The 21,751-nt window shown below is 66.9% G+C and carries 19 protein-coding genes; 14 read left to right on the top strand and 5 right to left on the bottom strand.

The features are described from left to right. The first annotated feature begins 718 nt into the window (after window positions 1–718). The 5 genes from R5W23_RS28425 (at window position 719) to R5W23_RS28405 (ending at window position 4,887) form a co-directional block, all read left to right on the top strand. A complete protein-coding gene (locus R5W23_RS28425) occupies window positions 719–1,402 on the top strand; it encodes a FliH/SctL family protein (RefSeq protein ID WP_261188707.1) in 684 nt (227 codons plus the stop codon). Continuing rightward, complete coding sequence (locus R5W23_RS28420; protein ID WP_320689299.1) at window positions 1,389–2,705, top strand: FliI/YscN family ATPase; 1,317 nt, start codon at window positions 1,389–1,391, stop codon at window positions 2,703–2,705. Before R5W23_RS28425 ends, R5W23_RS28420 begins: the two co-directional genes overlap by 14 nt. A gap of 186 nt (window positions 2,706–2,891) precedes the next feature. Further along, window positions 2,892–3,377: a flagellar export protein FliJ gene (gene fliJ / locus R5W23_RS28415; RefSeq protein WP_261188709.1), complete on the top strand. Its 486-nt coding sequence runs from the start codon at window positions 2,892–2,894 to the stop codon at window positions 3,375–3,377. Window positions 3,378–3,553: 176 nt separating this feature from the next. Then, window positions 3,554–4,342 carry a MotE family protein gene (locus R5W23_RS28410; RefSeq protein WP_320689298.1) on the top strand — a complete coding sequence of 263 codons (789 nt, stop codon included), beginning with the start codon at window positions 3,554–3,556 and terminating at the stop codon, window positions 4,340–4,342. A gap of 23 nt (window positions 4,343–4,365) precedes the next feature. Next, window positions 4,366–4,887, top strand: a complete 522-nt coding sequence (locus tag R5W23_RS28405; protein ID WP_320689297.1) for a flagellar biosynthetic protein FliO — start codon at window positions 4,366–4,368, stop codon at window positions 4,885–4,887. A gap of 225 nt (window positions 4,888–5,112) precedes the next feature. On the opposite strand, the gene R5W23_RS28400 is transcribed toward R5W23_RS28405, so the two are convergent. From R5W23_RS28400 to R5W23_RS28380, 5 genes are all read right to left on the bottom strand, one after another. Further along, window positions 5,113–6,084 carry a PhoH family protein gene (locus tag R5W23_RS28400; protein ID WP_261188712.1) on the bottom strand — a complete coding sequence of 324 codons (972 nt, stop codon included), beginning with the start codon at window positions 6,082–6,084 and terminating at the stop codon, window positions 5,113–5,115. Between the two features lie 138 nt (window positions 6,085–6,222). Further along, the gene (locus tag R5W23_RS28395; protein WP_320689296.1) at window positions 6,223–7,077 is read right to left on the bottom strand and encodes a phosphatidate cytidylyltransferase; all 855 of its coding nucleotides are present in this window, start codon (window positions 7,075–7,077) and stop codon (window positions 6,223–6,225) included. Between the two features lie 36 nt (window positions 7,078–7,113). Then, window positions 7,114–7,887: a polyprenyl diphosphate synthase gene (gene uppS, locus R5W23_RS28390; RefSeq protein WP_320689295.1), complete on the bottom strand. Its 774-nt coding sequence runs from the start codon at window positions 7,885–7,887 to the stop codon at window positions 7,114–7,116. A 99-nt stretch (window positions 7,888–7,986) separates the two neighbouring features. Beyond that, entirely contained in the window at window positions 7,987–9,273 is a 1,287-nt protein-coding gene (locus R5W23_RS28385) for an adenylosuccinate synthase (protein WP_320689294.1), read from the bottom strand. A gap of 628 nt (window positions 9,274–9,901) precedes the next feature. Beyond that, the gene (locus tag R5W23_RS28380; RefSeq protein WP_320689293.1) at window positions 9,902–10,651 is read right to left on the bottom strand and encodes an SDR family oxidoreductase; all 750 of its coding nucleotides are present in this window, start codon (window positions 10,649–10,651) and stop codon (window positions 9,902–9,904) included. Window positions 10,652–10,920: 269 nt separating this feature from the next. Here R5W23_RS28380 and dacB point away from each other — a divergent pair, with 269 nt between their 5' ends. The 9 genes from dacB (at window position 10,921) to R5W23_RS28335 (ending at window position 21,610) form a co-directional block, all read left to right on the top strand. Next, complete coding sequence (gene dacB, locus R5W23_RS28375; RefSeq protein ID WP_320689291.1) at window positions 10,921–12,483, top strand: D-alanyl-D-alanine carboxypeptidase/D-alanyl-D-alanine endopeptidase; 1,563 nt, start codon at window positions 10,921–10,923, stop codon at window positions 12,481–12,483. 252 nt (window positions 12,484–12,735) lie between these two features. Further along, window positions 12,736–13,746 (top strand): NADPH-dependent aldehyde reductase Ahr, encoded by a 1,011-nt coding sequence (gene ahr / locus R5W23_RS28370; RefSeq protein WP_320689290.1) that lies wholly within the window; start codon window positions 12,736–12,738, stop codon window positions 13,744–13,746. A 107-nt stretch (window positions 13,747–13,853) separates the two neighbouring features. Then, a complete protein-coding gene (locus tag R5W23_RS28365) occupies window positions 13,854–14,003 on the top strand; it encodes a hypothetical protein (protein ID WP_320689289.1) in 150 nt (49 codons plus the stop codon). A 143-nt stretch (window positions 14,004–14,146) separates the two neighbouring features. Continuing rightward, complete coding sequence (locus R5W23_RS28360) at window positions 14,147–16,174, top strand: WD40 repeat domain-containing protein (protein ID WP_320689288.1); 2,028 nt, start codon at window positions 14,147–14,149, stop codon at window positions 16,172–16,174. Window positions 16,175–16,267: 93 nt separating this feature from the next. Then, window positions 16,268–17,605: a threonine synthase gene (locus tag R5W23_RS28355; protein ID WP_320689287.1), complete on the top strand. Its 1,338-nt coding sequence runs from the start codon at window positions 16,268–16,270 to the stop codon at window positions 17,603–17,605. Between the two features lie 78 nt (window positions 17,606–17,683). Beyond that, window positions 17,684–18,508: a TIGR03000 domain-containing protein gene (locus tag R5W23_RS28350; protein WP_320689286.1), complete on the top strand. Its 825-nt coding sequence runs from the start codon at window positions 17,684–17,686 to the stop codon at window positions 18,506–18,508. A 355-nt stretch (window positions 18,509–18,863) separates the two neighbouring features. Continuing rightward, window positions 18,864–20,354, top strand: coding sequence for a right-handed parallel beta-helix repeat-containing protein (locus R5W23_RS28345; RefSeq protein WP_320689285.1), 1,491 nt, complete (start codon window positions 18,864–18,866; stop codon window positions 20,352–20,354). Window positions 20,355–20,374: 20 nt separating this feature from the next. Continuing rightward, window positions 20,375–20,776 carry a hypothetical protein gene (locus R5W23_RS28340; RefSeq protein WP_320689284.1) on the top strand — a complete coding sequence of 134 codons (402 nt, stop codon included), beginning with the start codon at window positions 20,375–20,377 and terminating at the stop codon, window positions 20,774–20,776. A 78-nt stretch (window positions 20,777–20,854) separates the two neighbouring features. Continuing rightward, window positions 20,855–21,610, top strand: coding sequence for a hypothetical protein (locus tag R5W23_RS28335; RefSeq protein ID WP_320689283.1), 756 nt, complete (start codon window positions 20,855–20,857; stop codon window positions 21,608–21,610). Window positions 21,611–21,751 lie beyond the last annotated feature (141 nt).

The raw sequence follows: 21,751 nt of genomic DNA, 5'->3' as shown, positions 1-21,751 counted from the left end.
CCCCTCGGCGCGAATATGGCAAACAATCTTAAAATAGCAATAACGAATTAGCTCGCCACTTCTCACAAGAAATTGGTTTAAGTCCGATTTCTGAATCGGACTTCATCTCTGGTTCCCCTGCTCGCTAGCGCGTTCGACGTGCCCCCGTTAACAACTGTTGGCGTCACGAGAATTCAACACACGTAAGGTACAAGGTCTCGATCCGTATCCTGTTCTGCGCCCTCTTCTTACCGCCGTCACCAACTGTTGGCTCCGATGAGTTGTGCGAGTGCAACTCGAACGTCACACCAAAAATGGCGGCAAAAAGCTCTCGGTCCACGCAGCGCAGCAAGTGCATTCACTTACTAAACATGCCCCTGTGACCGGCGTCAGGTGTGTAGCTTTCAAGAATACGATGCACCCTCTTTAGTCAACGCATTTTTAGCATTTTCACGATCCCTTTCAGCCAAGCGATTTCGCACGAGGTGAGCCACCGAGAGCACTTTTGCCTTCGCAATAACTTTCCCGAACCGGCTCGAAACCCCACACGCCTGACTTTTTTTTCTCCAGAAATCCCTCCCGACTCCGCTCCCACCAAACGAACCTGATCCATTGTGAAATTGTTCGTTTCCACCACCCAGACTCTTGCGGACTCGGCCCCGAGTGGGTATTCGCACGCCGCGTGTCTGGTATCACCCAACCGCTCGTTGCGGGGTCGGAAGTGAGCGAGGGGAGTTTCATGCGGTCAACACCGGTCGCCCGCCAGGGGAACCAGCCCGGTTCGCACGAGTTCCGCGTCCGGTTTACGCGCCCCCTCCGCGGGGTCCGGATCGTCGACGCCCTCGAGCCGCCGACCGCGGTGCCCGCTCCGCCGCCCGCCCCCGCCGCCGTCAGTCCGCCGCCCGCCCCACCCGCGGCACCGGCACCGCCTCCGAGTGGTTTCGTACAGCCCGACATCTCAAAAGAGTTGCGCGAGGACCGCGAGCGCATCGAAGTTGTTTTGGGCGCAATGAAGGCCGCCGTCGACCGTGTCCGTACCGACCGGAACGACCGGCTGGTCGAGTGGCAGAAGGCCGCCGTCGAACTGGCGCTGACGATTGCGACCCGCTTGCTGCATGAACGCATCGAGTCGGACTCGTTCGCGATCGACACCAAAGTGAACGACATGATCGCCCAGCTCGGTGACGACGCGGCCGTCACCGTGCGACTGAACCCGGCCGATCTCGCACTGCTCAACGCCCGCCTCGGCGGGCGCCCTCTGGTCCCTTACCGCGGCGACCCGCGATTTGTTGCCGACCCGAACCTCGGGCGCGGCGACTGCCAAGTCGAAGGCCGCGAGTCTATGCTCCTGTCGGACGTGGTCCGCGAGCTGGATGAAATTCGTGACGAACTCTTACGGAGCCTGAAGAATGCTCGGTCTTGATATGTCGGCCATGAGCCGCAGCATCACTCAGACCCCGCTGTACCGCATGGGCGGGCGGCTCAAGAGCGTCACCGGGCGCATGACCTGCGCGATTCCGGCCGCCGTGGGCGACCACTGCGCGATCCTGCCGCGCGACGGCGAACCGGTGCTGGCCGAGGTGATCGGGTTCGAGAACGACCTCGCCTACCTGGTGCCGTTCGACGCCGCCGAGAACCTCCAGCCCGGGATGCCCGTGCTCCGAAAGGGCAAGGGCCTCATGGTGCCGACCGGCAGGAACCTGCTGGGCCGCGTGATCGACGGGCTGGGGCGCCCGCTCGACGGCAAGGGGCCGCTGGTCGACTGCCCGGTGAAGCCGGTCAACCGCCCGGCCCCGCCCGCGATGGAGCGGCAGCGGATCCGCGAACCGTTCGTGACCGGCATCCGTGCCATCGACAGCGTCCTGACGTGCGGCGCCGGCCAGCGGGTCGGCATCTTCGCCGGTTCGGGCGTCGGCAAAAGCACCCTGCTCGGCGAGGTGGCGAAGGGGTCGCAGGCGGACGTGAACGTGATCGCCCTGATCGGCGAGCGGGGCCGCGAGGTGGCGCCGTTCCTCGAAGACGTGCTCGGGCCGGAAGGCATGGCCCGCTCGGTGGTGATCGTCGCCACCTGCGAGCAGACCGCCCTCATGCGGGTGCGGGCGGCGCAGTCGGCCATCGCCATCGCCGATTACTTCCGCAGCGAGAGCCAAAACGTCCTGTTCGTCATCGACAGCCTCACCCGCCTGGCGATGGCGCAGCGCGAGCTGGGGCTGCTGTTGGGCGAACCGCCGAGCAGCCGCGGGTACACCCCGAGCGTGTTTCAGACGCTCGCCAACACCGTCGAACGGCTCGGCAACGCCGCCGTCGGCGGGATCACCGCGCTGCTCACGGTGCTGGTGGACGGCGGCGACATGGACGAGCCGATCGCGGACTACGTGCGCGGGCTGGTGGACGGCCACATCGTGCTGGACCGCAAGATCGCCGAGCGCGGGTTCTACCCGGCCATCGACGTGTCGCGGAGCATCAGCCGTGTGGCCACCGACGTGGTGGACCGCGAGTCCGCCAAAGCGGCCCGGAAGCTGCGGGCCATCATGGCGACGCACGCGGACATTCAGGACATGCTCCGCATCGGGGCTTACACCCGCGGGATGGACCCGCAAGTGGACAAGGCCCTCGAACTGATGCCGAAGGTCGAGAAGTTCCTGCGGCAGGACGTCGGCGAGCGGTCCTCGTTCGAGGACACGAAGGCCGGGTTGCTCCAGATCGCCGCCGCGTGGCCGTACTAAGGGCCTTGAGGTCGTGAGCACCAAGGCGCTTCAACTGACGACCGCGCGCCGTTCGGCCCCAAGACCTGGGCACCGTAACCTGTTGGCGGTAACCGACTGACGACCTGCGAACGCGGTCGTCAGACTTGAAGTTGACACACTCCCGCGGGTTCGCCATAACCCCGGCACCAACGGAGGTGCCCAACTGTGAAACGATTCGAGTTCCCCCTAGAACGGCTGCTCCGCGTTAAGCGCCAACTCGAGCGCATCGCCGAACTCGAACTCCAGCGCGCGCAAGAGGCGACCGAGCGCGCCCGGGCACATCTGCAATCCCTTCGCGACCAACTCGACAGCCTTTCGGATAAAATATCCGCGTCGGTGGGCCGGGTGATGGCGCCGCAGCAGTGGGCGGCGGCGTCCGGAATGGCGGAGCGGGTCGGCCGGTCCATCCAGGTGTCGGAACGCGAAGTGGTGGCGGCCGAGCAGCGGGTGCTGGCTGCGGCGCAGGAGCGCACCCAACTCGCGACCGAGGTGGAAGCGCTCTCGACGCTCCGCCGGCAACAAGCCGACAAGTGGCAGCAGGAAGTCCAGAAGCACGACCAGAACCGGCTCGACGAGATGGTTCAGCAGCGCTGGCAGGCGGCCCAAGGCGCGCCGGCCGTCGCGCTGTATGAGGCCGAGCACGCCGCTTGAACGTCCGGCCCGCGACCCGGCCGCAACAACTCCGGTTGTTCCAAGTTAGAGTTTCGAGTTCCGGGTGAAGCCAGCGACCGAGGGCCGCCCCGGCGGGACTCGCGCGTGCGGGCGCTCGCCTTGGACGCCGGAACTGAGAACCTCAAACGACTGAAACTCCAGCGCGGAGACCGTCCATGAAGAATCTGTTGTTCCTCGGGGCCGTCGCGCTCCTCCTGTTTTCGCTCTCGGCGGCGCTGTCGCTGTGGCTCAACCAAACGAAGAACCAAGCGGAGGCTGAGAAGGTCGAGAAGCAGCCCGCCGATGGCGGCAAGGCGATCAGCAAAGCCCCCACGCCCGGAAGCGAGGGGGGCAAGGAGCCCACGAAAGAGACAAAGGACCAGACGAAGGACAAAACGGGCGGCCCCCCGATCGTCTCCCCGAGCCTCGGCCCCACGGAGGCCAACTTGCTCGACGACAAGGCCCGGCTCGAGCGCAAGGCCCTTCAGATCACGATGGTTCTGGCGGACGTTCAGGCCCAGCGGGAGACCACCGACGAATTGCTCAAGCAGGTGACCGCCGCGCTGAAGACCCAGCCGAAGACGCAAGGGCCTGATGCGACCGAACAGAAGCTCCAAAAGGAACGCGAAGAGTCACTGAAGATCGAGCGCCAGAACCTCATCAAGCTGGCCGCGATCTACGACGCGATGACCCCGGAGGGAGCGGCGCCGAACATCAAGAGCATGGCCGAATCCGGGGCAGGCAAGCTCGAACAGGTCGCGCAGATCTTGGTGCTGATGAAGGAGCGCAACGCGGCCCGGCTGATGGAGGCGCTGAACGACCCCGCCCTGGTCGCGCAGTTGATGGACAAGATCCGCCAGCTCCGGGCGCAGAACACCACGGTCGCCCCGGCCCCGAGTGCCCCCCCGGCGTTCGGAACCGCCGCGGGAACCCCCAGTAACGTGCGGCCCGCGAGCGGGCCGTGACGCACACCTAACGAGAGGGCACGATGCCCGACGCCACCACGACCAAACCCGTCCGCATCCCCCCCGCCTTGATCGGCGCGGGGATTCTCATCGCCCTGCTGGGGTTCGGCCTTCCGTCGCTGATCTCGTCGCTCACGGTGCCGGCGGCCACGCCGGCTCCGCAAGCGGCAACCAGGGCTGACGGGTTGGCCCCTCGCGCGACCGCACCGCCTCCGGCCCAGAACACCCCGGGCGACATCGGGCTGGCGCTGGTGCGCCTGGTGGTCAGCTTGGCGGTCGTGTGCGGCGGGTGCGTTCTCGTGACCCGTTACCTAGGGAAAAAGAGCCCCGACGCGCCAGTGCCGTCGATGGTGGTGGTCGCTTCGCTGACCGTCGGTCGGTGCGCGGTCCACCTCGTTCGTGCCGGGGAGCGGCGCATGCTCCTCGGAACCGATGCGAGTGGAGTGAAAGCGTTAGTCGAGTTACCCGGCCCCGATCCCGACTCGACACCCGCGCCCACTCCGAACCCGTTCGCAACGAACGTACCGAACGCATACGCCGCGTGACGCGAACGGCTCCACACTATCCAGATGGCACGAGACACCCAACGCCTTTTCACCCAACAACCGGCGGGTGAAAGGGTGTTTTTCGTTTCGGCAACTACCGCCGTCATGCGGTTCTTCGATCGAATGCCAGCAGCTCTTCTGACGTTGGGCCGGGTCGGTGCGGGTTGACATGGAGTGGCACCGAGTTCGGCTATGCGGCAGGCGCGTTCGCGCGAGCCGCGCTCCTCACGCACCCGGCTTACGGGCCTTCGATGCCTCATCCTCGTAGGCTTTCACGATGCGTGTTACCAAGGGGTTCCGCACGATGTCAGCCTGTTCCAGGTGAACGACCGCCAGCCCTTCGACATCCTTCAGCCGCTGGACCGCGTCCGCGAGCCCGCTCCGGACCGTGCGCGGGAGGTCGATCTGGGTCATGTCGCCCGTCACGATGACACGTGAATTGGTGCCCATCCGGGTCAGGAACATTTTCATCTGCTCACAGGTCGCGTTCTGGCCTTCGTCCAGAATGATGCACGCGTGGCTCAGGGTGCGGCCACGCATGTACGCGAGCGGCAGGATCTCGATGACCTCGCTCTCCATGTACTTCTTGACGGTGTCGGGCTCCATCATGTCCGCCAGCGCGTCGTAGAGCGGGCGCAGGTACGGGCTGATCTTTGCGACCAGGTCCCCGGGCAGGTACCCGAGCCGCTCGCCGGCCTCGACCGCCGGGCGCACGAGTACGATCTTCTTGACCTTCTTGGTGTTGAGCAGCGACACCGCCCACGCGACCGCGAGGTACGTCTTCCCGCTCCCGGCCGGGCCGACGCAGATCACCGCGTCGTTGGACTGGAGCGCCTGAACGTACCGGCCCTGGCCGTCGGTCCGGGTGCGCAGGTTCCGCCCCACCTCGGTGGCCGCGAGCGGCGACGAACCGCGTGCCGTGCCGCCCTTAATGACTTCGATCACCCCGGTCACGTCGCGCTCTTCGAGCCGGCCCCGCTTGCGGACCACCTGCCGCACCTGCTGGAGCGCCCGCTCGAACTGCTCCGCGCCTTCGGACGATCCCTCGATCCGGAGTTCGGGGTTGCGGTACGTGGCCTTCACCCCGAAGGCGTCGCGCAGGGTGCGGAGGTACTGGTCGCGAGTGCCGAACAGCAGCACGGCCTCGTCGCGGTCCTCAATGACAACGGTGCGAGTCGTCGGTAGCAAATCGGGCATTTCGGGCCTCATCATTTCATCCGGCCGCACGATGGACACGGACAGGCCGAGCCAAGTTCGGGGCACTTGCGCGGTTAAGATCGGAAGCCCGTCAGCGCGTCCATCCGCCAAACCCGGCAAAAATCCGGCGACGCGGCGTTACGGGGCGGTCAATCCGAACCACAGGTACGCCACCGGCGCGGCGAACAGGACGGAATCCACCACATCCAGCACCCCGCCGAAACCGGGAATGCTCTTCGACGCATCCTTCGCGCCGCCCTCACGTTTGACAAGCGACTCCGCGAGGTCACCGAACACCCCGGCCAGTCCCACGACCAAGCCGAACGCCGCTGCCTCGGCGGCACCGTACTGGAACACCGGAGCCGTAAACGACAGCCCGACCGCGGCGGCGGCCCCGGTCAGCGCCCCGCCGACGAACCCCTCCCACGTCTTCTTCGGGCTGAGCACGGGCGTCATTTTGTGGCGCCCGAGGAAGGTGCCGGTGAAGAACGCCCCGATGTCGTTGCACTTCGGCACGAACACCACCAGCGCGAGCATTGCGGCGGACACATCCGCGTCCCGCGACAGCCACCGCACCTGCGCGAAGAAGCACGGCAGCAACCCGAGGTACGTGACCACAAACGCGGTCAGCGCGAGCCGATCGAGCGCGCCGCGTTCACCGGTGTACCGGTTCATTTCGAGCAGAAACGCCCCGATCAGCACCCCGCCGAGTACCAGCACCAGCATCGCCCACGGGGACGCCGGCACGGCACTGAATTGTAGGCGCAGCGCGGGGTACCAGTTGACCAATAGCGCCAGGATTACGCCAGTTGTGACGAGGGGCTCGGACGGCCGCTGGGCGGGCGGGAACAGCCGGACGAGTTCGCGCGGCGCGAGCACGCCCACCAACATCAGGAACGCGAACAGAAACGGGAACCACGCGAACCCGCTCTTGGCGAGCCACGAGTCCCCGAACAGCACACCCGCGGCCCCCAGCGCCAGAAGCGAACCCACCAACACTCGCGTTCGGATCATGCGTGCGGCCGTGGGTCAGGTGGAAGCGTCGGTGTTCAGCCCGCCGAACCGGCGCTCGCGGCGCGCGTAGTCGCGGAAGGCGGAGTGGAGCAGCGGTGCGTCGAACTCGGGCCAGAACTTCGGCGTCACCCAGAGTTCGGCGTAGGAGATCTGCCACAGCAGGTAGTTGCTGACCCGCATCTCGCCCGCCGTGCGGACGAGCAGGTCGGGGTCCGGCATCCCGCCCGTGTACAGCGCGCCGGAAATCGCCCGCTCGTCGATCTCTTCGGGCGCGAGTTCACCGGCCCGTACCCGCTGCGCGAGCGATTGAACGGCGTCCACGATCTCGCCCCGACTACCGTAATTAATGGCGAGACAGAGCGTCAGCCCGGTATTGTGCCGCGTCAGCCGGACGTTCTCATCGATCTCGGCGAGGACCTCGTCGGGGAGCCCCGCGCGCCGCCCGATCACCGCGAACCGGATGTTCTGCCGCTGAATCTTCTCGCGCTCGGCGAGGAGGTACTGTTTCAGCAGCGCCATCAGGAAATCGATTTCGGGCTTGGGCCGCTTCCAGTTCTCGGAGCTGAGGCAGTAGAGCGTGAGCTGTCCGATACCGAGCCGGCAGCACTCCTCCGTGATGAGGTCAACGGAGTGCGCCCCCTGGGCGTGCCCGTCGGCGCGCTCCTTGCCCTGGCGCTGCGCCCAGCGCCCGTTGCCGTCCATGATGATGGCGACGTGGCGCGGCAGCAGTTCGGGGGCCAAGCCGAGCGAGGCGGCGTAGGTGCGCGGGTCGTGAGCGGTTGAAGTCATAAGAGCACACCACAAAGTCCGGAACGAGCGCCCGCCGAACGCAGCGACCGGCTCGCTTCGGCGCTGTGGCCCTTTGTGCCTCCCTTGGTCACTACGCCTTTACACCATGATTGTCTGTTCGCGGTCCGGGCCGACGGACACGACCGACACCTTCAACCCCACCAGTTCCGCCACACGGTCGATGTACCGCCGGGCCGCCGCGGGCAGATCCGAGAGCGCCCGCGCCTTGGTGATGTCCTCGGACCAGCCCGGCACCGTCTCGTACACGGGCTTCACGCGCTCGAGCAGGTAGGCGTCGCTCGGGAAGTAGCCGATCCGTTCGCCGTCCAGTTCGTAGCCGGTGCAGATCTTCAGTTCCGGCAGCCCGCTCAGCACGTCGAGCAGCATGATGGTGATCTCGTCCGCGCCCGAAAGGGCCGCCGTGTGGCGCACGGCGACCGCGTCGAGCCACCCGACGCGCCGGGGGCGCCCGGTCACCGTGCCGTATTCGCGGCCGATCTTGCGGATGCGCTCACCCAAACCGTCCGGGCCGTCGTCGAGTTCGGTCGGGAACGGCCCCTGCCCCACGCGGCTCGTGTACGCCTTCACCACGCCGATGATGCGATGCACGAACTTGGCCGGCACGCCGGTGCCGCCCCAAATACCAGATGGCAGGCTGCTCGAACTGGTCACGAACGGGAACGTGCCGTGGTCCACGTCGAGCAAGCTGCCCTGCGCGGCCTCGAAGATGAACCGCTTGTTCGCCTTCAGGGCGTCGTGCAGGTAAAGGGCGGTATCGCGCACGAACGGCCGCAGCCGGTCCGCATAGGCCCCGTACTCCGCCGCGAGCTGATCGGCGTCGAACGCCTTCGCGCTGCTCGAAAGCGCGGCCAGAACTTTGTTCTTGTGCGGAACGATGAACTTCAGCCGCTCGCGCAGGTGCTCGGGCCGCAGCAACTCGCCGACCCGGATGGCGAACCGCCGCCCCACCTTATCCTGGTAGCACGGCCCGATGCCGCGCCCGGTGGTGCCGATTTTGCCTTCGGTGCCGCTTTCGAGGACCCGCTCCTCTTCCATGTGGTACGGGAAGATGACGTGCGCGTGGTCGCTCACGAACAGCTTGCCGGCGAGGTCGATCCCCCCCTTCGCGAGCGATTCCATTTCCTCAATGAACCGCGGCGGGTACACCACCACGCCGTTGCCGATCACGGACGTTACGTTCGGCCGAATGACACCGGTCGGTAATAGTGACAGCTTGAAGCTCTTGCCGTTGACGACGACGGTGTGCCCGGCGTTGGCGCCACCGTTGTACCGCACGACCAGATCGAACCCGTCGCCGAGCAGGTCAACGATCTTGCCCTTGGCCTCGTCACCCCACTGCAACCCAACCACGCACGTACCGGGCATTGTGTAAAACCGCCGCGTTGCGAACTCTGTGGTGTAAAGCAACCCGTCTCACGCTAGGCCACGCGGCGGCAGGCGTCAAGGGAGAGGGGGCGAGCACCCGGCAAAGCTTCGGAGCCGTTTCGCGCGTCACGCGGCGCCCGCCTCGAAATCACCCGTTCACGAGTCCCGTGAAGCGAGAAAGGCCCTCTGCGTTTGCGGCACCGTGGTCGGCGCCCCAATCGTCATCGTGGGCACTTCTCCACCGTAATTCCCATTCGCAGCACTTCGAGAAGTTCCCGCCGCACCCCAAACGACGGTTCATGAGGGTTTCGTCCGAAAAGCAATGCGGTCGTTGTCAGCAAGAGGCGATAGCAAACCTCTATGCAGAATAACGTTACGCTGCCTATCATCGACGGGCCGGGCGTGCTTACGGGGCGGCGCGGAACCTCGAAACGGTGTGACGGGGTGGTAGCGATGCCCCAGCGAACGACCAGCGAATTGGTAGTCGGACGCCAGCGATGGTCCACTCGGTCCCCCAGCGACTTTAACCGGTCCACGTTGTAACCCTCGTTACAGCGACAACAGCGGGTCCGATCCATTCATCGGCCGCGGTGTCGCACCGCCGCTACAAACCAGATGGCACCCGGCATCACCCCTTCAAGCCCGCACGCGCGGCCCACTCCTCGAACCGCGTCGGACCGAGGCGGGGGTTCGGCCCCGGGTTCAGCCCCCGCTCGTCCAGCGCCGCACCGAAGTAGCGGGCATGCGGGTCTGCGATCACGGAGCGCGGCTCCCCGCTCGCGGCCAGGAACTTGCCCACGAACGCCGCGATCGGAAGCGACTCCGGGCCAGCCAATTCGACCGTCCCGTTGACCGGCGCCCCGACCGCGATCGCGGCCAGCGCCGCGGCTACGTCCTCGGCCGCCAGCGGCTGCATCGGCGCCGTCGGTAGTCGAACCTCACCCGCTCCCGCGCCGGCGATCGCACCCAGGAACTCGAAGAACTGCGTCGCCCGGACGATCGTGTACGGCACCGCTCCCGCCTTGAGCAGGTTCTCCTGCACCACTTTCGCCCGCATGTACCCGCTGTCGGGCAGCCGGTCGGCCCCGACCACCGACAGGGCCACGTAGTGCCGCACGCCGGCCGCCGCCGCCGCGGCCAACAGGTTCCGCGTCGAGGCGTCAAAGAACGACATCACCGCGTCGTCCGCGAACGACGGCGAGTTCGACACGTCCACCACCACGTCCGCGCCCGCCAGGGTCGCTGCCACCCCCTCGCCGGTCAGCGCGTTCACGCCGGACGAGGGAGACGCCGGCACGGCCTCGTGCCCTGCCCCGCGGAGAAGCGGTATCAGTTTCTTCCCGATGAGCCCACTACCGCCAATTACGACCACTTTCATAACGATGCCCTCCTGTCGTTCGGTCGCTCCAAGGCCCGCTCGGCACGCCGGGTCGGTTCCCAGCACCCGGGCACGGCGTGCGATTCCGAACCACTCGGCATCAAGGACGGGCACGGTCCGCGGTCTGTGACAGCGGACCCGTTTTCGGAAAGCGGTCGGACGGTTGCAGCTCCCGCAGCCGGTTCGTTCGAGCCAGATCTAGGTCGCGTTACCGCCCGCAGGTACCATAAAGCTCTACCTTCCGATCTGGTTCCGAAAGGCGGTTCAACGTGCTTCGCGTTTGCCCACTGCTCGCGGTCGCGCTGGTCGTGGTTGTCGGCACCGTTCCGGCCCCCGCCGCGCCCCCGGACGGGCTGGCCGAGAAGATCGAAGCGATCACCGGCGCGCCGGATTACAAGCACGCCTCCTGGGGCGTCCTGGTCGTGGACGCCAAGACCGGGAGCACCGTTTACGCGCGCAACCCGGACGCAATGCTGGCCCCCGCCTCCGTGACAAAGCTCTTCACCTGTGCCGCCGCGCTGGTCACGCTGGGGCCGGACCACAAGCGGGAAACCGCCGTCTACCAGCGCGGCATCGTGCTCAAGGGCACGCTCCGCGGCGACCTCGTGCTCGTCGCGAGCGGCGACCTGATGCTCGGCGGGCGCACCAAGGACGGCAAAACCGTCTTCAAGGACAAAGACCACACCTACGCGAACGGCGGGTTCGGCGACTGCGAGGTCACCGACACCGACCCGCTCGCGGGCCTCAACGCCCTCGCCAAACAAATCAAGGATGCCGGCATCAACGAGGTGAACGGCGAGGTGCTCATCGACGACCGGCTGTTCGCCCGCACCCGCGGGAGCGGCAGCGGCCCGGACGCCGTCACCCCGATCGTGGTGAACGACAACGCGATCGACGTCATCGTCACCCCCGGCGAGAAAGAGGGCGCCCCCGCGACGGTCTCGATGCGCCCCGAAACCAGCTTGTACACGATGGACGCGACCGTGAGCACCGCCGCGGCGGGCGCCACGGCGAACATCCAGTTGATCCCGATCGGGGCCACGCAGTTCGCGGTGCGCGGGGCGGTCCCGGCGGGCGGGAAGTCGCAGCTCCGCGTGCTCAACGTGGACGAACCGGTGCCGTTCGCCCGGGCGCTCTTCGTGGAGGCGCTCCGGCGGCACGGCGTCCGCGCGCAGTGCGCCGTGCTGCGTCCCGGTGCGGTTCCGCTGCCGCCCAAGGCCGATTACGAGAAGCTGCCCAAGGTCGCGGCGCTCGCGTCGGCCCCGTTCAAGGACACGGTGACGGTCACGCTTAAGGTGAGTCACAACCTGTACGCCAGCGCCATCCCCTGCTTGCTGGCGGTGGCACAGGGCGCCAGCACGCTCGACGCGGGTCTGAAGGAAGAGCGCGCGGTGCTGAAGGACCTCGGCGTTGACACCGACGCGATCTCGTTCGGCGGCGGTGCCGGCGGTGCGCAATCCGACTACGTCAGCGCGCGTGCCACGGTGCAGTTGCTTCAGGGCATGTCGAAACGCCCCGAGTGGGAGGCGTACAAGGCCGCGCTGCCGGTCCTCGGTGTGGACGGCACGCTGAGCGACGCCGTCAAAGAGGACAGCCCGGCGCGGGGCAAAGCCCACGCCAAGACCGGCACCCTTCTCTGGTACGACGCCGCCAACGAACGCTTCCTGCTGAAGAGCAAGGCCCTCGCGGGCTCGCTCACCACCAAGAGCGGCAAGGAGCTGCTGTTCTGCGTGATGGTGAACAACGTCCCCCTCCCCAAGGGCGTGATATCCAGTCGCGAGGGTAAGATGCTCGGGAAGCTGTGCGAGGTGCTGCACGAGCACGGCCCGTGACCGCGAGAGGCGAGGCGGAGCAGCCCTCCACTTCCCCTCCGAACGGTGCCGCCGAACCGTCACGGGCGGCCGCACCGGCTCGTGAGCGGGCGGCCCCTCATCCCGCACACCGGGACACGGCACCGCTCGCGCCGTCATAGTCCCAGCCGTTTGGCCATATGTGTACGCACTTGTCCGAAGGGGACCGCTCCCGCAGAATGCGAGAGCGTGTGCTCCGTTCGCGACAGAACCGTACCGCTACGGGGGAAGAAGATGTCAGTCATTCAGGCGTGGGTTGCTCCGGCGGCCGGGCAGAAGTTGACGAAACAGGAAGTGGACCTCGGCCCGCTCGGCTCGGACGAGGTGGAGGTTCAGGTCGAGCACTGCGGGCTGTGCCACTCGGACCTGTCCATGCTGAACAACGATTGGGGCATCGCGCAGTACCCGGCGGTACTCGGGCACGAGGCGATCGGTCGGGTGGTGGAGGTGGGGACGGCGGCCAAGGGGCTGAAGGTGGGGCAGCGGGTCGGGATCGGCTGGACCGCCGGGAGCTGCATGCACTGCCGCCCGTGCAAGTCCGGGGACCAGCACCTGTGCGCCCAGGCCCAGCCCACCATCGCCGGGCACCGGGGCGGGTTCGCCAGCCGGGTCCGGGCGCACTGGGCGTGGGCGGTGCCGATCCCGGACGCGCTGCCGGCCGCCGACGCCGGGCCGCTGCTGTGCGGCGGCATCACCGTGTTCAACCCGATCATGATGTACGCCAAGCCGATGAGCCGGGTCGGGATCGTGGGCATCGGCGGGCTCGGACACATGGGGGTCAAGTTCGCTGCGGCGTACGGGTGCGAGGTGACCGCGTTCACCTCCAGCGAGCGCAAGTTCGACGAGGCCCGAGAGTTCGGGGCGCACCGGGTGGTCGCCACCCGCGACCCGGACGCGGTCCGGAAGCTGGCGGGGTCGCTGGACCTGCTGATCGTCACCACCAACGTGGCGCTCGACTGGGAGGCGATGCTCGGTACCCTGGCGCCGAACGGGCGCATGCACGTGGTGGGGGCAGTGCTGGAGCCGATCCCGGTGACCGTGTTCCCGCTCATCATGAAGCAGGGGTGCATCTCGGCCTCCCCGACCGGTTCGCCGGTGGCGATTGAGGACATGCTGGAGTTCGCGGCCCGGCACCAAGTGCTGCCGACCACCGAACACTTCCCCATGAGCAAGATCAACGACGCGTTCGGGCGGCTGCACGAGGGGAAGGCCCGGTACCGCATCGTCCTCGACGCCGACTTCTGATCGAATACAGGTGCTCAGCTCGACGGGTGCCGATTCTCAGGGCCGTCCGTGGTGAGGTATCATGGGGTTGCTGATACTCCCGTGGCCCTCGCCCACGGACGGCGGCCATGATTCCACCGCCCGAGGCTCACGACCTGGTACGGGTCCTCGCCCGGCACTTCACGAGCCCGACGTACCCGCGGTTCTCGGTTCTGTTGGTCGGGGCGCGGGTGACCACCGGGCGGCGCACCGCGGCGAACCTGCTGCGCACGCTCTGACTTCTGGCACCGGGGCACCCCACCGACTACCGGCGGTTGCCCTCACGCCCGGGCGCGGACGTTCTGGTCGGCCCCCGGGTGCGTGGACGTGGCGCCGGTCGCGGGCGATCTCATCTCGCCGTCCCTCACCGCGCAGGAGCACCATGAGTAGGCACTTTCCACGGTTCGCGGCCGCGCTGCTCTCGCTGGCCCCGGCCCTGACCGGCCCCGCGGCGGACAAGGATCGGTACGGCGATCCCCTGCCGCGCGGCGCGACGGGCCGCCTCGGCACGGTCCGGCTCCGTAGCAACTCGCACGCAGCCCCAGTCCTCTCCCCAGACGCCAAAACCCTCTACTTGGCCAGTTCGCTCGGCGGGTTCCGGCTCCTCGACCCGGCCACCGGCGCGACCGTCGGCACGCTCCAGGAGCAGCCGCCCGGCACATTCGTCGCGTTCTCCGCCGATGGGAAGCGCGGCCTCCAGACAACGCACGACGCGGTCACCGTGTGGGACGCCGGCAGCGGCAAGGCGCTGACCAAGGTCGCCGCGCGTGCCCACAGCCGCGAATGCGGCGCGGCCCTTTCGGCCGACGGCGCGGTGCTCGCGATCGGTGGGGCTCAAGACGAGTCGAAAAAGCGAACCGCCACGGTCACCGTGTGGGACGTGGCCGCGAACAAGGAAATCGCGTCGATCGCGGCTCCCCACAACCGGTTCGCCCAGGTGGCGCTGGCCCCCGACGGCAAAACGGTGGCGGTCTGGGGGGACCACTTCGACCCGGACATGAAACCCGAGGACCGGGACCACAGCCCCGAACGGTACGTGTACTTCTTCGACGCGGCCGGCGGAAAAGAGCTGTCGCGGGTCCGTGCGGCCGGTTACAGCCCGCAGGCGGTCGTGATCGGCCCCACGGGATTGGCCGCGATCAGTGCCGGCACCGGTGCCATCGACCTGGTGTCGCCGAAAACCGGCGGGCTGAAGCTCCAGTTGCTGGGGCGGTCGGGAACGGGGCGGTTCGTGACGTTCAGCCCGGACGGGGCGGTGGTGGCGGCGACCGCCGGTGGAGCGGTGCAGTTGTGGCGCGTGTCCGACGGCGTGCGGCTCGCCACCGTGGAGCCCCCGGTGCCGGGGCCGGTCAACGCCCGCGTGCGGTTGCTCGACAACGAGAAGGGCATCGCGTGGGCGAGCCAGGGCCTGGCGACGTTCGTGTGGGAGGTCCCGTCCGGCAAACCGCTCGGCCCGACCGAGGGCCACACCAGTGTGGTCACCTCGATCACAGTGACCCCGGACGGCAAGTACGCCCTCACCGCGCCGGAGTCCGGCGCGGCGCTGCGGTGGGAACTGGCCACGGGGAAGTTGGCGGGTGAGGTGCCGCTCAAGTACCCGAACCCGCAGTCCTCCGGGTTCCCCGGGGCACACGTCTCGCCCGACGGGAAAGCGGCGGTCGCCCACGACTCCTCCGGCGATGTCGGCGTGTTCGACATCGCCACCGGTGCCCAGTGGTACGTGATCCCGCGCGGCCCCTTCTCGTTCTCCCGCCACGCTTTCTCGTCCGACGGCTCCAAAATCGTTACCGTGTTCATCCCAATCGACTATCGGAAGAAGCCGGCCCAGGTAACGGTACTCGACACCGCCAGCGGCAAGCGCCTCGGCGTAATCGAGTTGGGCCTCTACTCGACACTTGCTGCCGCGGTGACGCCGGACGGCAGGCATGTGATCACCGCCGGCCGCGCCTTCGCTGATAACGATGACGCACCATTTGTCATCACCGGCTGGGACCTCGCGACCGGGGCCAAGAAGGGAGAGCTGGTCGAGAAAAGTCAGTTCCATCTGCCGGAGGTGATCGCCGCCCCCGACAACAAGACCGCGGCCGTGGCGACCGGCAACGGCAAGGTGATCGCGTTTGACCTGTTTGAAGGTAAGCGGGTTCGCGAGTACGACCTGAGCGGCCGCGCTCACGGCACACGCATGGTCCCCACCGCCGACGGAAAGCGGTTCGCGGTCGCGTGTCGGTCGCACGACACCCCGGAGCCGGCTACCCCGATCGTCGTGTTCGAGTGGGCCAACGGCGCACCGGTGCAAGCCCTGACCGCGCCCGGGTTCGTCCCACGAGCGATGGCCTTCACGCCCGACGGAAAAAAGCTCCTCACCAGCGCCGCGGACTCTTCGGTGACCGTGTGGGAACTGGGCCAGTAGCTCGTACAGTGAGCGATGAGGCGGAGCCGCAGCCACCGCGTTCCGGCTCCGCCCTTCGGCCCGCCTGCCTCTGCCGCGGTTCACTCACCACACATGAATCACTACGTCTCGCACCTCGAAGCCGCCATTGACGGCACCGCCCTGCCCTTCGGCACGCTGGCGAACATGCACAACGGCCGGCCGATCTGGGTCCGGTACCACCTCGACAAGATCCGCGCCGCGGTCACACCGGACGAGATCGCGAAGCGCCCCCCGTCCCTGTGGCGCTACCGCGAGTTGCTCCCGCTGCCCCAGGACGTCGAACCCGTCACGCTCGGCGAGGGCATGACGCCGCTCCTGCACTGCCCGCGGCTGGGTAAGCAATTAGGGCTGTCGCAGTTGTACGTAAAGGACGAGTCGCAACTGCCGACCGGTAGCTTCAAAAGCCGCGGGATGGCCGCGGCCATCAGTATGGCGAAGTGGCTGGGCGTGACGCGCGTGGCACTCCCGACGGCGGGCAACGCCGGCGGGGCCGCGGCAGCCTACGCCGCCCGCGCCGGGATCGAGTGCTTCGTGTTCATGCCGCACGACACCCCCGCCGTGAACCAGTTCGAGGCGCAGCTCTACGGGGCGAAGGCGTTCCGGGTGAACGGCCTGATCAACGATTGCGGCAAGATCGTCAAGGACGGCGCCGAGCGCATGGGCTGGTTCGACCTATCGACGCTGAAAGAGCCGTACCGGCTCGAAGGCAAGAAGACGATGGGGTTGGAGCTGGCGGAACAGTTCGGGAGGGGGTTGCAGGGGGAACCCGCGGGCGGTTCCCCCTCATCAGCGGTGAGGGGGTTGCAGGGGGAACCCGCGGGCGGTTTCCCCTCGCGAGAAGGCTGGCAGTTGCCGGACGTGATCTTCTACCCCACCGGCGGCGGAACCGGGCTGGTCGGAATGTGGAAGGCGTTCGCCGAACTTGCGGAACTCGGCTGGCTCCGGGCATCCCCGGGGCACCCCTCCGGCGTTCGCTTTCCGCGACTCATCTCCTGCCAGGCGGAGGGATGTGCCCCCATTGTGACCGCCTACCGGAAGGGCGAACGGTTCGCCGAACTGTTCCCGAACGCGCGGACGGTCGCCAGCGGGTTGCGGGTGCCGGTCGCGGTCGGCGACTTCATGATCCTCGACGCGATCCGCGCCAGCGGCGGCACCGCAGCGCTGGGGCGTGAGTCCGAGATCGCGCGCTGGATGCAGCGGGCCAGTTCCGCAGAGGGGATCAGCATCTGCCCCGAAACGGCGGTGTGCTTTGACGCGCTCGAGCGAATGGTGGCGGCGGGCGAGGTGAAACCCGACGAACGGGTGGTGGTGTTCAACACCGGCGCGGCGCCCAAATATCTCGAGGCGATGCCCTACAGCCTCCCGGCCCTCGACAAGGACGCGCTCGACTGGGACCGGATCGCCGGCTGAGTTCCTTCTGGCGTTGCGCCGGGCGGGTCACTATCGTGTCGCGTAGGTCGGCACTTCTGGGTCGGGGGAATCGTACCAATGAAACGGTTAAGCGTCGGGGTCGTCGCGCTGGTCGTCGCGGTCGGCGCGGCGTGCGCGCAAGAGAAGAAAACCGCCACCATCACGATCACCGCCCCAGAGGCGGGGTACAAGGACACGATCGTGAAGGTGGACGGCACCGCGGTCAACGGCAGCGGGGGCAAGTACACGTTCACCACCCCGGCGCTCGAGGCCGGCAAGGAGTACAAGTTCAAGGTCGAAGCGCTGATCGAACCGAACAACTACACGAAGATCACCCGCCCCCGAGAGGTCACCGTAAAGGGCGGCGACGCGCTCACGCTCGACCTGACGAAGGAAGACAAGGTGCTCGACAAGATCGTCGTGCGGTGGGTGCCGACGCCGGACGACATCGTGGACGAAATGGCCAAGATGGCGAAGGTGACCAAGAACGATGTCATCTTCGACCCGGGCTGCGGCGACGCCGTGATGCTCATCCGCCCCATGAAGCAGCTCGGCGCGAAGAAGGGCATCGGCATCGACATCGACCCCAAAATGGTCAAGAAGGCGCAAGAGAAGGCCAAGGAGGAAGGTGTCGCGGAGAAGGTCGTCATCAAGGAAGGTGACATCCTCAACGAAAAGGACATGGCCATCGCCTCCGAGGCAAGCGTGGTGCTCATCTACATCGGCGACGACCTGGGCGCGCGGATGGCGCCGGTGCTCCAGAAGCTGCTGAAGCCGGGCACGCGGATCGTGTCGCACCGGTTCAAGCTCGGCGACTGGAAGCCGGACCGGACCGTGACCGTGCGGGGCGCCGACGGCGACGAGTACGTGCTGCACTACTGGGAAGTGAAAGAAAAGAAGTAAGGCGCCCGCCGTCGAGCGGAGCCGTTACTTCCTCTCTGGAAAAGGGAGCTAACGGCTCCTCTTCAACACTAGCGGACCCGGACTGAATCGCACAATTATTTAGCCAACACCATGCCTTAATGCATTAAGCCACGGGCGATTGTACCGCAAGTAATGCGCAGTTTTCCCGGGGCCGCTGACCGCTTCCGCTGGCAATCGCGCACTCGATCGTGTCAATCATTACACAAACGCACTCGCCAATAACCCCACCTGCCCTTCCCTGTCGCGCCAACTCAGCGCTTCAGCCAAGCCCGGTTTATCCTTCCAGCCGCTCCCTCCGCCGGGTACGCTCGCCGTGTACCTACCGGAGTGCCGCATGTCGCGTCGAGTCACCGCTCTCTTCGCCAGTGGGCTTGCGCTGTCGTTCCTGGCGTTCCTGGCAATCGGATTCGCCGGGAGGGGGCAACCGGTGCCGCGACCGGAGCCGTTCGGGCCGTTTAAGGTGCCGCACGGAACGGTGCGTGACCACGGCGCAAAGGGCGACGGTTGCACCGACGACTGGCAAGCCGTTCAGAACGCCGTCAACGCCGGGAACGGCCCGACCGTGTTCCCGCACGGCACTTACCGCATCAGCAAACCGGTTCTCGTGAACTTGAACAAAGCCGGGTTCGCGGCCCTCCGCGGCGACGGCACCGCGCGGATCGTGATGGCCGGCGAGGGGCCGGCGTTCAAGTTCGTGGGCACGCACACCGGCACCGCGGACCCGAAAACGGTCGGCGCGCAGGTTTGGAACGAGCGGATGCCGAGCGTTGAGGGGTTGGAAATCGTCGGCGAACACGACAAGGCGAACGGCATCGAAGCGGCGGGCACGATGCAGCTCACCGTCTCAAAGGTGCTGATCCGCAAGTGCTTTCACGGCATCCACCTGACAGCGCGGAACCGCAACGTCCTCGTTTCGGACTGCCACATCTACGAGAACCGCGGGGTCGGCGTGTACCTCGACAACGTGAACCTGCACCAGATCAACGTTACGGGCTCGCACATCAGTTATTGTGACCTTGGCGGCGTCGTGGCCCGGGCCGGGCAGGTGCGGAACCTCCACATCACCGGTTGCGACATCGAGAGCAACCACGGGGCAAACGGGCCGCCCACCGCGAACGTGCTCATCGACAGCACCGGCGGCTCCAACGCCGAAGTCGCGATCACCGGCTGCACCGTCCAGCACAACCACAACGCCCCGGGTTCGGCCAACATTCGTATCAAGGGTCCGAGCGCGACAAAGGCGAACGGCACCGACGAACTCCGCGACGGGCACGTCACCATCACCGGCAACGTCCTCAGCGACGTGAAGGTGAACGTCCACCTCGACCACGCCCGCGGGGTCGTGATGACCGGCAACACCTGTTGGACGGCCTACGAGCACAACGTGCTCGTCGAAAACAGCACGGCGGTCACCATCGGTCCGAACAACTTCGACCGGAACCCGCGCTACGCGAGCGAGGAGCGGCCCGAAACCGCCAACGACCTCGTGTTCCGCAACAGCACCGACTGCGTGCTGACCGGCTTCACGGTTTCGCGCGTCCGGGCGGCGCCGGCGGCCGTGACGCTCGACACCTGCGACCGCTTCAACGTGACGAACGTGACGATTTTGGACTCCGACGCCGTCGGGTTGCTCCTGAAAGATGTGTCGCGTTCGCGCGTCAGCGGGTGCCTGATCCGCGACGACCGGCCCCGAACCGAATCGCTCGCGGTGAAAGCGGGCGGCGGGCGAGCGAACATGATCGTGGACAACTACTTCGGCCGCCCGGCCGAGATCCCCACAGGCGTCGGGCTGGTCGAACGGAACTACGACGGGAACAAGCCGTGAGTTTGCTCCGAACGGCTACGATGCCGCTACGCTACCTGTGGGCGCTGCCGGTCACGCTCCTCGGGCTCGCGTGCGTGCCGCTCGCGGTGGTCACCGGCGGCCGGGTGCGCGTCGAGCGCGGCGCGCTGGAGGTGTACGGCGGGTTCGCGCGGTTCCTCCTGCGACGGTGCCTGGTGATCGAGGCTTCCGCACTGTGCCTCGGGCACGTCATCCTGGGCCAGGACCGCGACGCCCTCGACCACGCGCGCGACCACGAACACGTCCACGTGCGCCAGTGCGAGCGGTGGGGGCCGCTGTTCCTGCCGGCGTACTTCCTGGCGAGCTACCTCGCGTGGCGGCGCGGCGACCACTTCTACTTCGACAACCGGTTCGAGCGCGAGGCCTACGGTCTGGATCGGAAAAAGTTCTCGCGCGGCCGGTAATCCGGCGCCACCAACGGCGAATCACTGGCGAGTGCCGGCCGGCACGCCGGCACGTTCACCTCACATCGGGAGCGACTCGTGAAGCACCTTCGGCATGCGGTTCTGGCGCTCGGGTTCGTATTCGCGGTGATCGCTCCGGCGCGGGCGGACGACGCGGCGGAGGCCCGAAAGTTGATCGAGAAGGCCGTGAAGGCGCACGGCGGGCAGGACATACTCGACAAGTTCGGGGGCGCCGTCAGCAAGCTCAAGGGCACCTTCTACGGCCAGGGCGACGGGCTCGCGATGACCGGCGAGGTGTCCGTCGCGGGGTCCGACAAACAGCGCATTGACCTGGAAATCGACGCCGGCGGGCAGAAGCTGCCGATCGTCATTGTGGTGGCCGGTGACAAGGGGTGGGCGAAGGTCGTGAAGGACGTGAAGGAGTTCGATAAGGACGAACTCGCGGAAGCCAAGGAGCAGGCATACGCCTCCTGGGTCACGAACCTCGCTCCTCTCAAGGACAAGCAATTCACCTTCGCCACCACCGGCGAGATCAAGGTGGAAAACCGCCCGGCGCTCGGCGTGAAAGTGTCGAGCAAAGGGCACCGCGACATCGACCTCTATTTCGACAAAGAAACCGGGCTGCTGGTGAAGAGCGAAACGCGCGTGAAGGACGACGCCACCGGCCAGGAGGTGACAGAGGAGTCGTTCCCGAGCGAGTACAAGGAGGTTCAGGGCACCAAGCAGGCAATGAAGTTCCTCACCAAGCGGGACGGCAAGAAGTTCATCGAAGGTGAGGTCACCAGCTTGGAGTTGGTCGAGAAACCCGACGCCAGCGCGTTCACCAAGCCGTGAGCCGCCGGTGTAACGAACGCACCGGTCACACGGTAGCAATAACCGAAAGTGCTCAACGGCGAAGCTGACATCTTCCCGAGACACGCACCCGGTAATACGGCTGCGTCTTTAACGAGCCGCGACCGCGCGGGCGTCCGATCC

The organism is Gemmata algarum, from assembly GCF_034097035.1.
Lineage (GTDB): Bacteria > Planctomycetota > Planctomycetia > Gemmatales > Gemmataceae > Gemmata > Gemmata algarum.
The sequence above is the reverse complement of the archived record's forward strand: the minus strand, read 5'-3'. Positions and strand labels throughout refer to the sequence as shown.

Excerpts from the sequence above, each read along its gene's own strand:
- R5W23_RS28410 (WP_320689298.1), top strand. The coding sequence starts at position 3,554 with ATGAAGAATCTGTTGTTCCTCGGGGCCGTCGCGCTCCTCCTGTTTTCG.
- R5W23_RS28400 (WP_261188712.1), bottom strand. The coding sequence starts at position 6,084 with ATGCCCGATTTGCTACCGACGACTCGCACCGTTGTCATTGAGGACCGC.
- R5W23_RS28385 (WP_320689294.1), bottom strand. The coding sequence starts at position 9,273 with ATGCCCGGTACGTGCGTGGTTGGGTTGCAGTGGGGTGACGAGGCCAAG.
- uppS (WP_320689295.1), bottom strand. The coding sequence starts at position 7,887 with ATGACTTCAACCGCTCACGACCCGCGCACCTACGCCGCCTCGCTCGGC.
- R5W23_RS28345 (WP_320689285.1), top strand. The coding sequence starts at position 18,864 with ATGTCGCGTCGAGTCACCGCTCTCTTCGCCAGTGGGCTTGCGCTGTCG.
- R5W23_RS28420 (WP_320689299.1), top strand. The coding sequence starts at position 1,389 with ATGCTCGGTCTTGATATGTCGGCCATGAGCCGCAGCATCACTCAGACC.
- ahr (WP_320689290.1), top strand. The coding sequence starts at position 12,736 with ATGTCAGTCATTCAGGCGTGGGTTGCTCCGGCGGCCGGGCAGAAGTTG.
- R5W23_RS28365 (WP_320689289.1), top strand. The coding sequence starts at position 13,854 with ATGATTCCACCGCCCGAGGCTCACGACCTGGTACGGGTCCTCGCCCGG.
- R5W23_RS28360 (WP_320689288.1), top strand. The coding sequence starts at position 14,147 with ATGAGTAGGCACTTTCCACGGTTCGCGGCCGCGCTGCTCTCGCTGGCC.
- R5W23_RS28355 (WP_320689287.1), top strand. The coding sequence starts at position 16,268 with ATGAATCACTACGTCTCGCACCTCGAAGCCGCCATTGACGGCACCGCC.
- R5W23_RS28380 (WP_320689293.1), bottom strand. The coding sequence starts at position 10,651 with ATGAAAGTGGTCGTAATTGGCGGTAGTGGGCTCATCGGGAAGAAACTG.
- R5W23_RS28340 (WP_320689284.1), top strand. The coding sequence starts at position 20,375 with ATGCCGCTACGCTACCTGTGGGCGCTGCCGGTCACGCTCCTCGGGCTC.
- R5W23_RS28405 (WP_320689297.1), top strand. The coding sequence starts at position 4,366 with ATGCCCGACGCCACCACGACCAAACCCGTCCGCATCCCCCCCGCCTTG.
- R5W23_RS28350 (WP_320689286.1), top strand. The coding sequence starts at position 17,684 with ATGAAACGGTTAAGCGTCGGGGTCGTCGCGCTGGTCGTCGCGGTCGGC.
- R5W23_RS28425 (WP_261188707.1), top strand. The coding sequence starts at position 719 with ATGCGGTCAACACCGGTCGCCCGCCAGGGGAACCAGCCCGGTTCGCAC.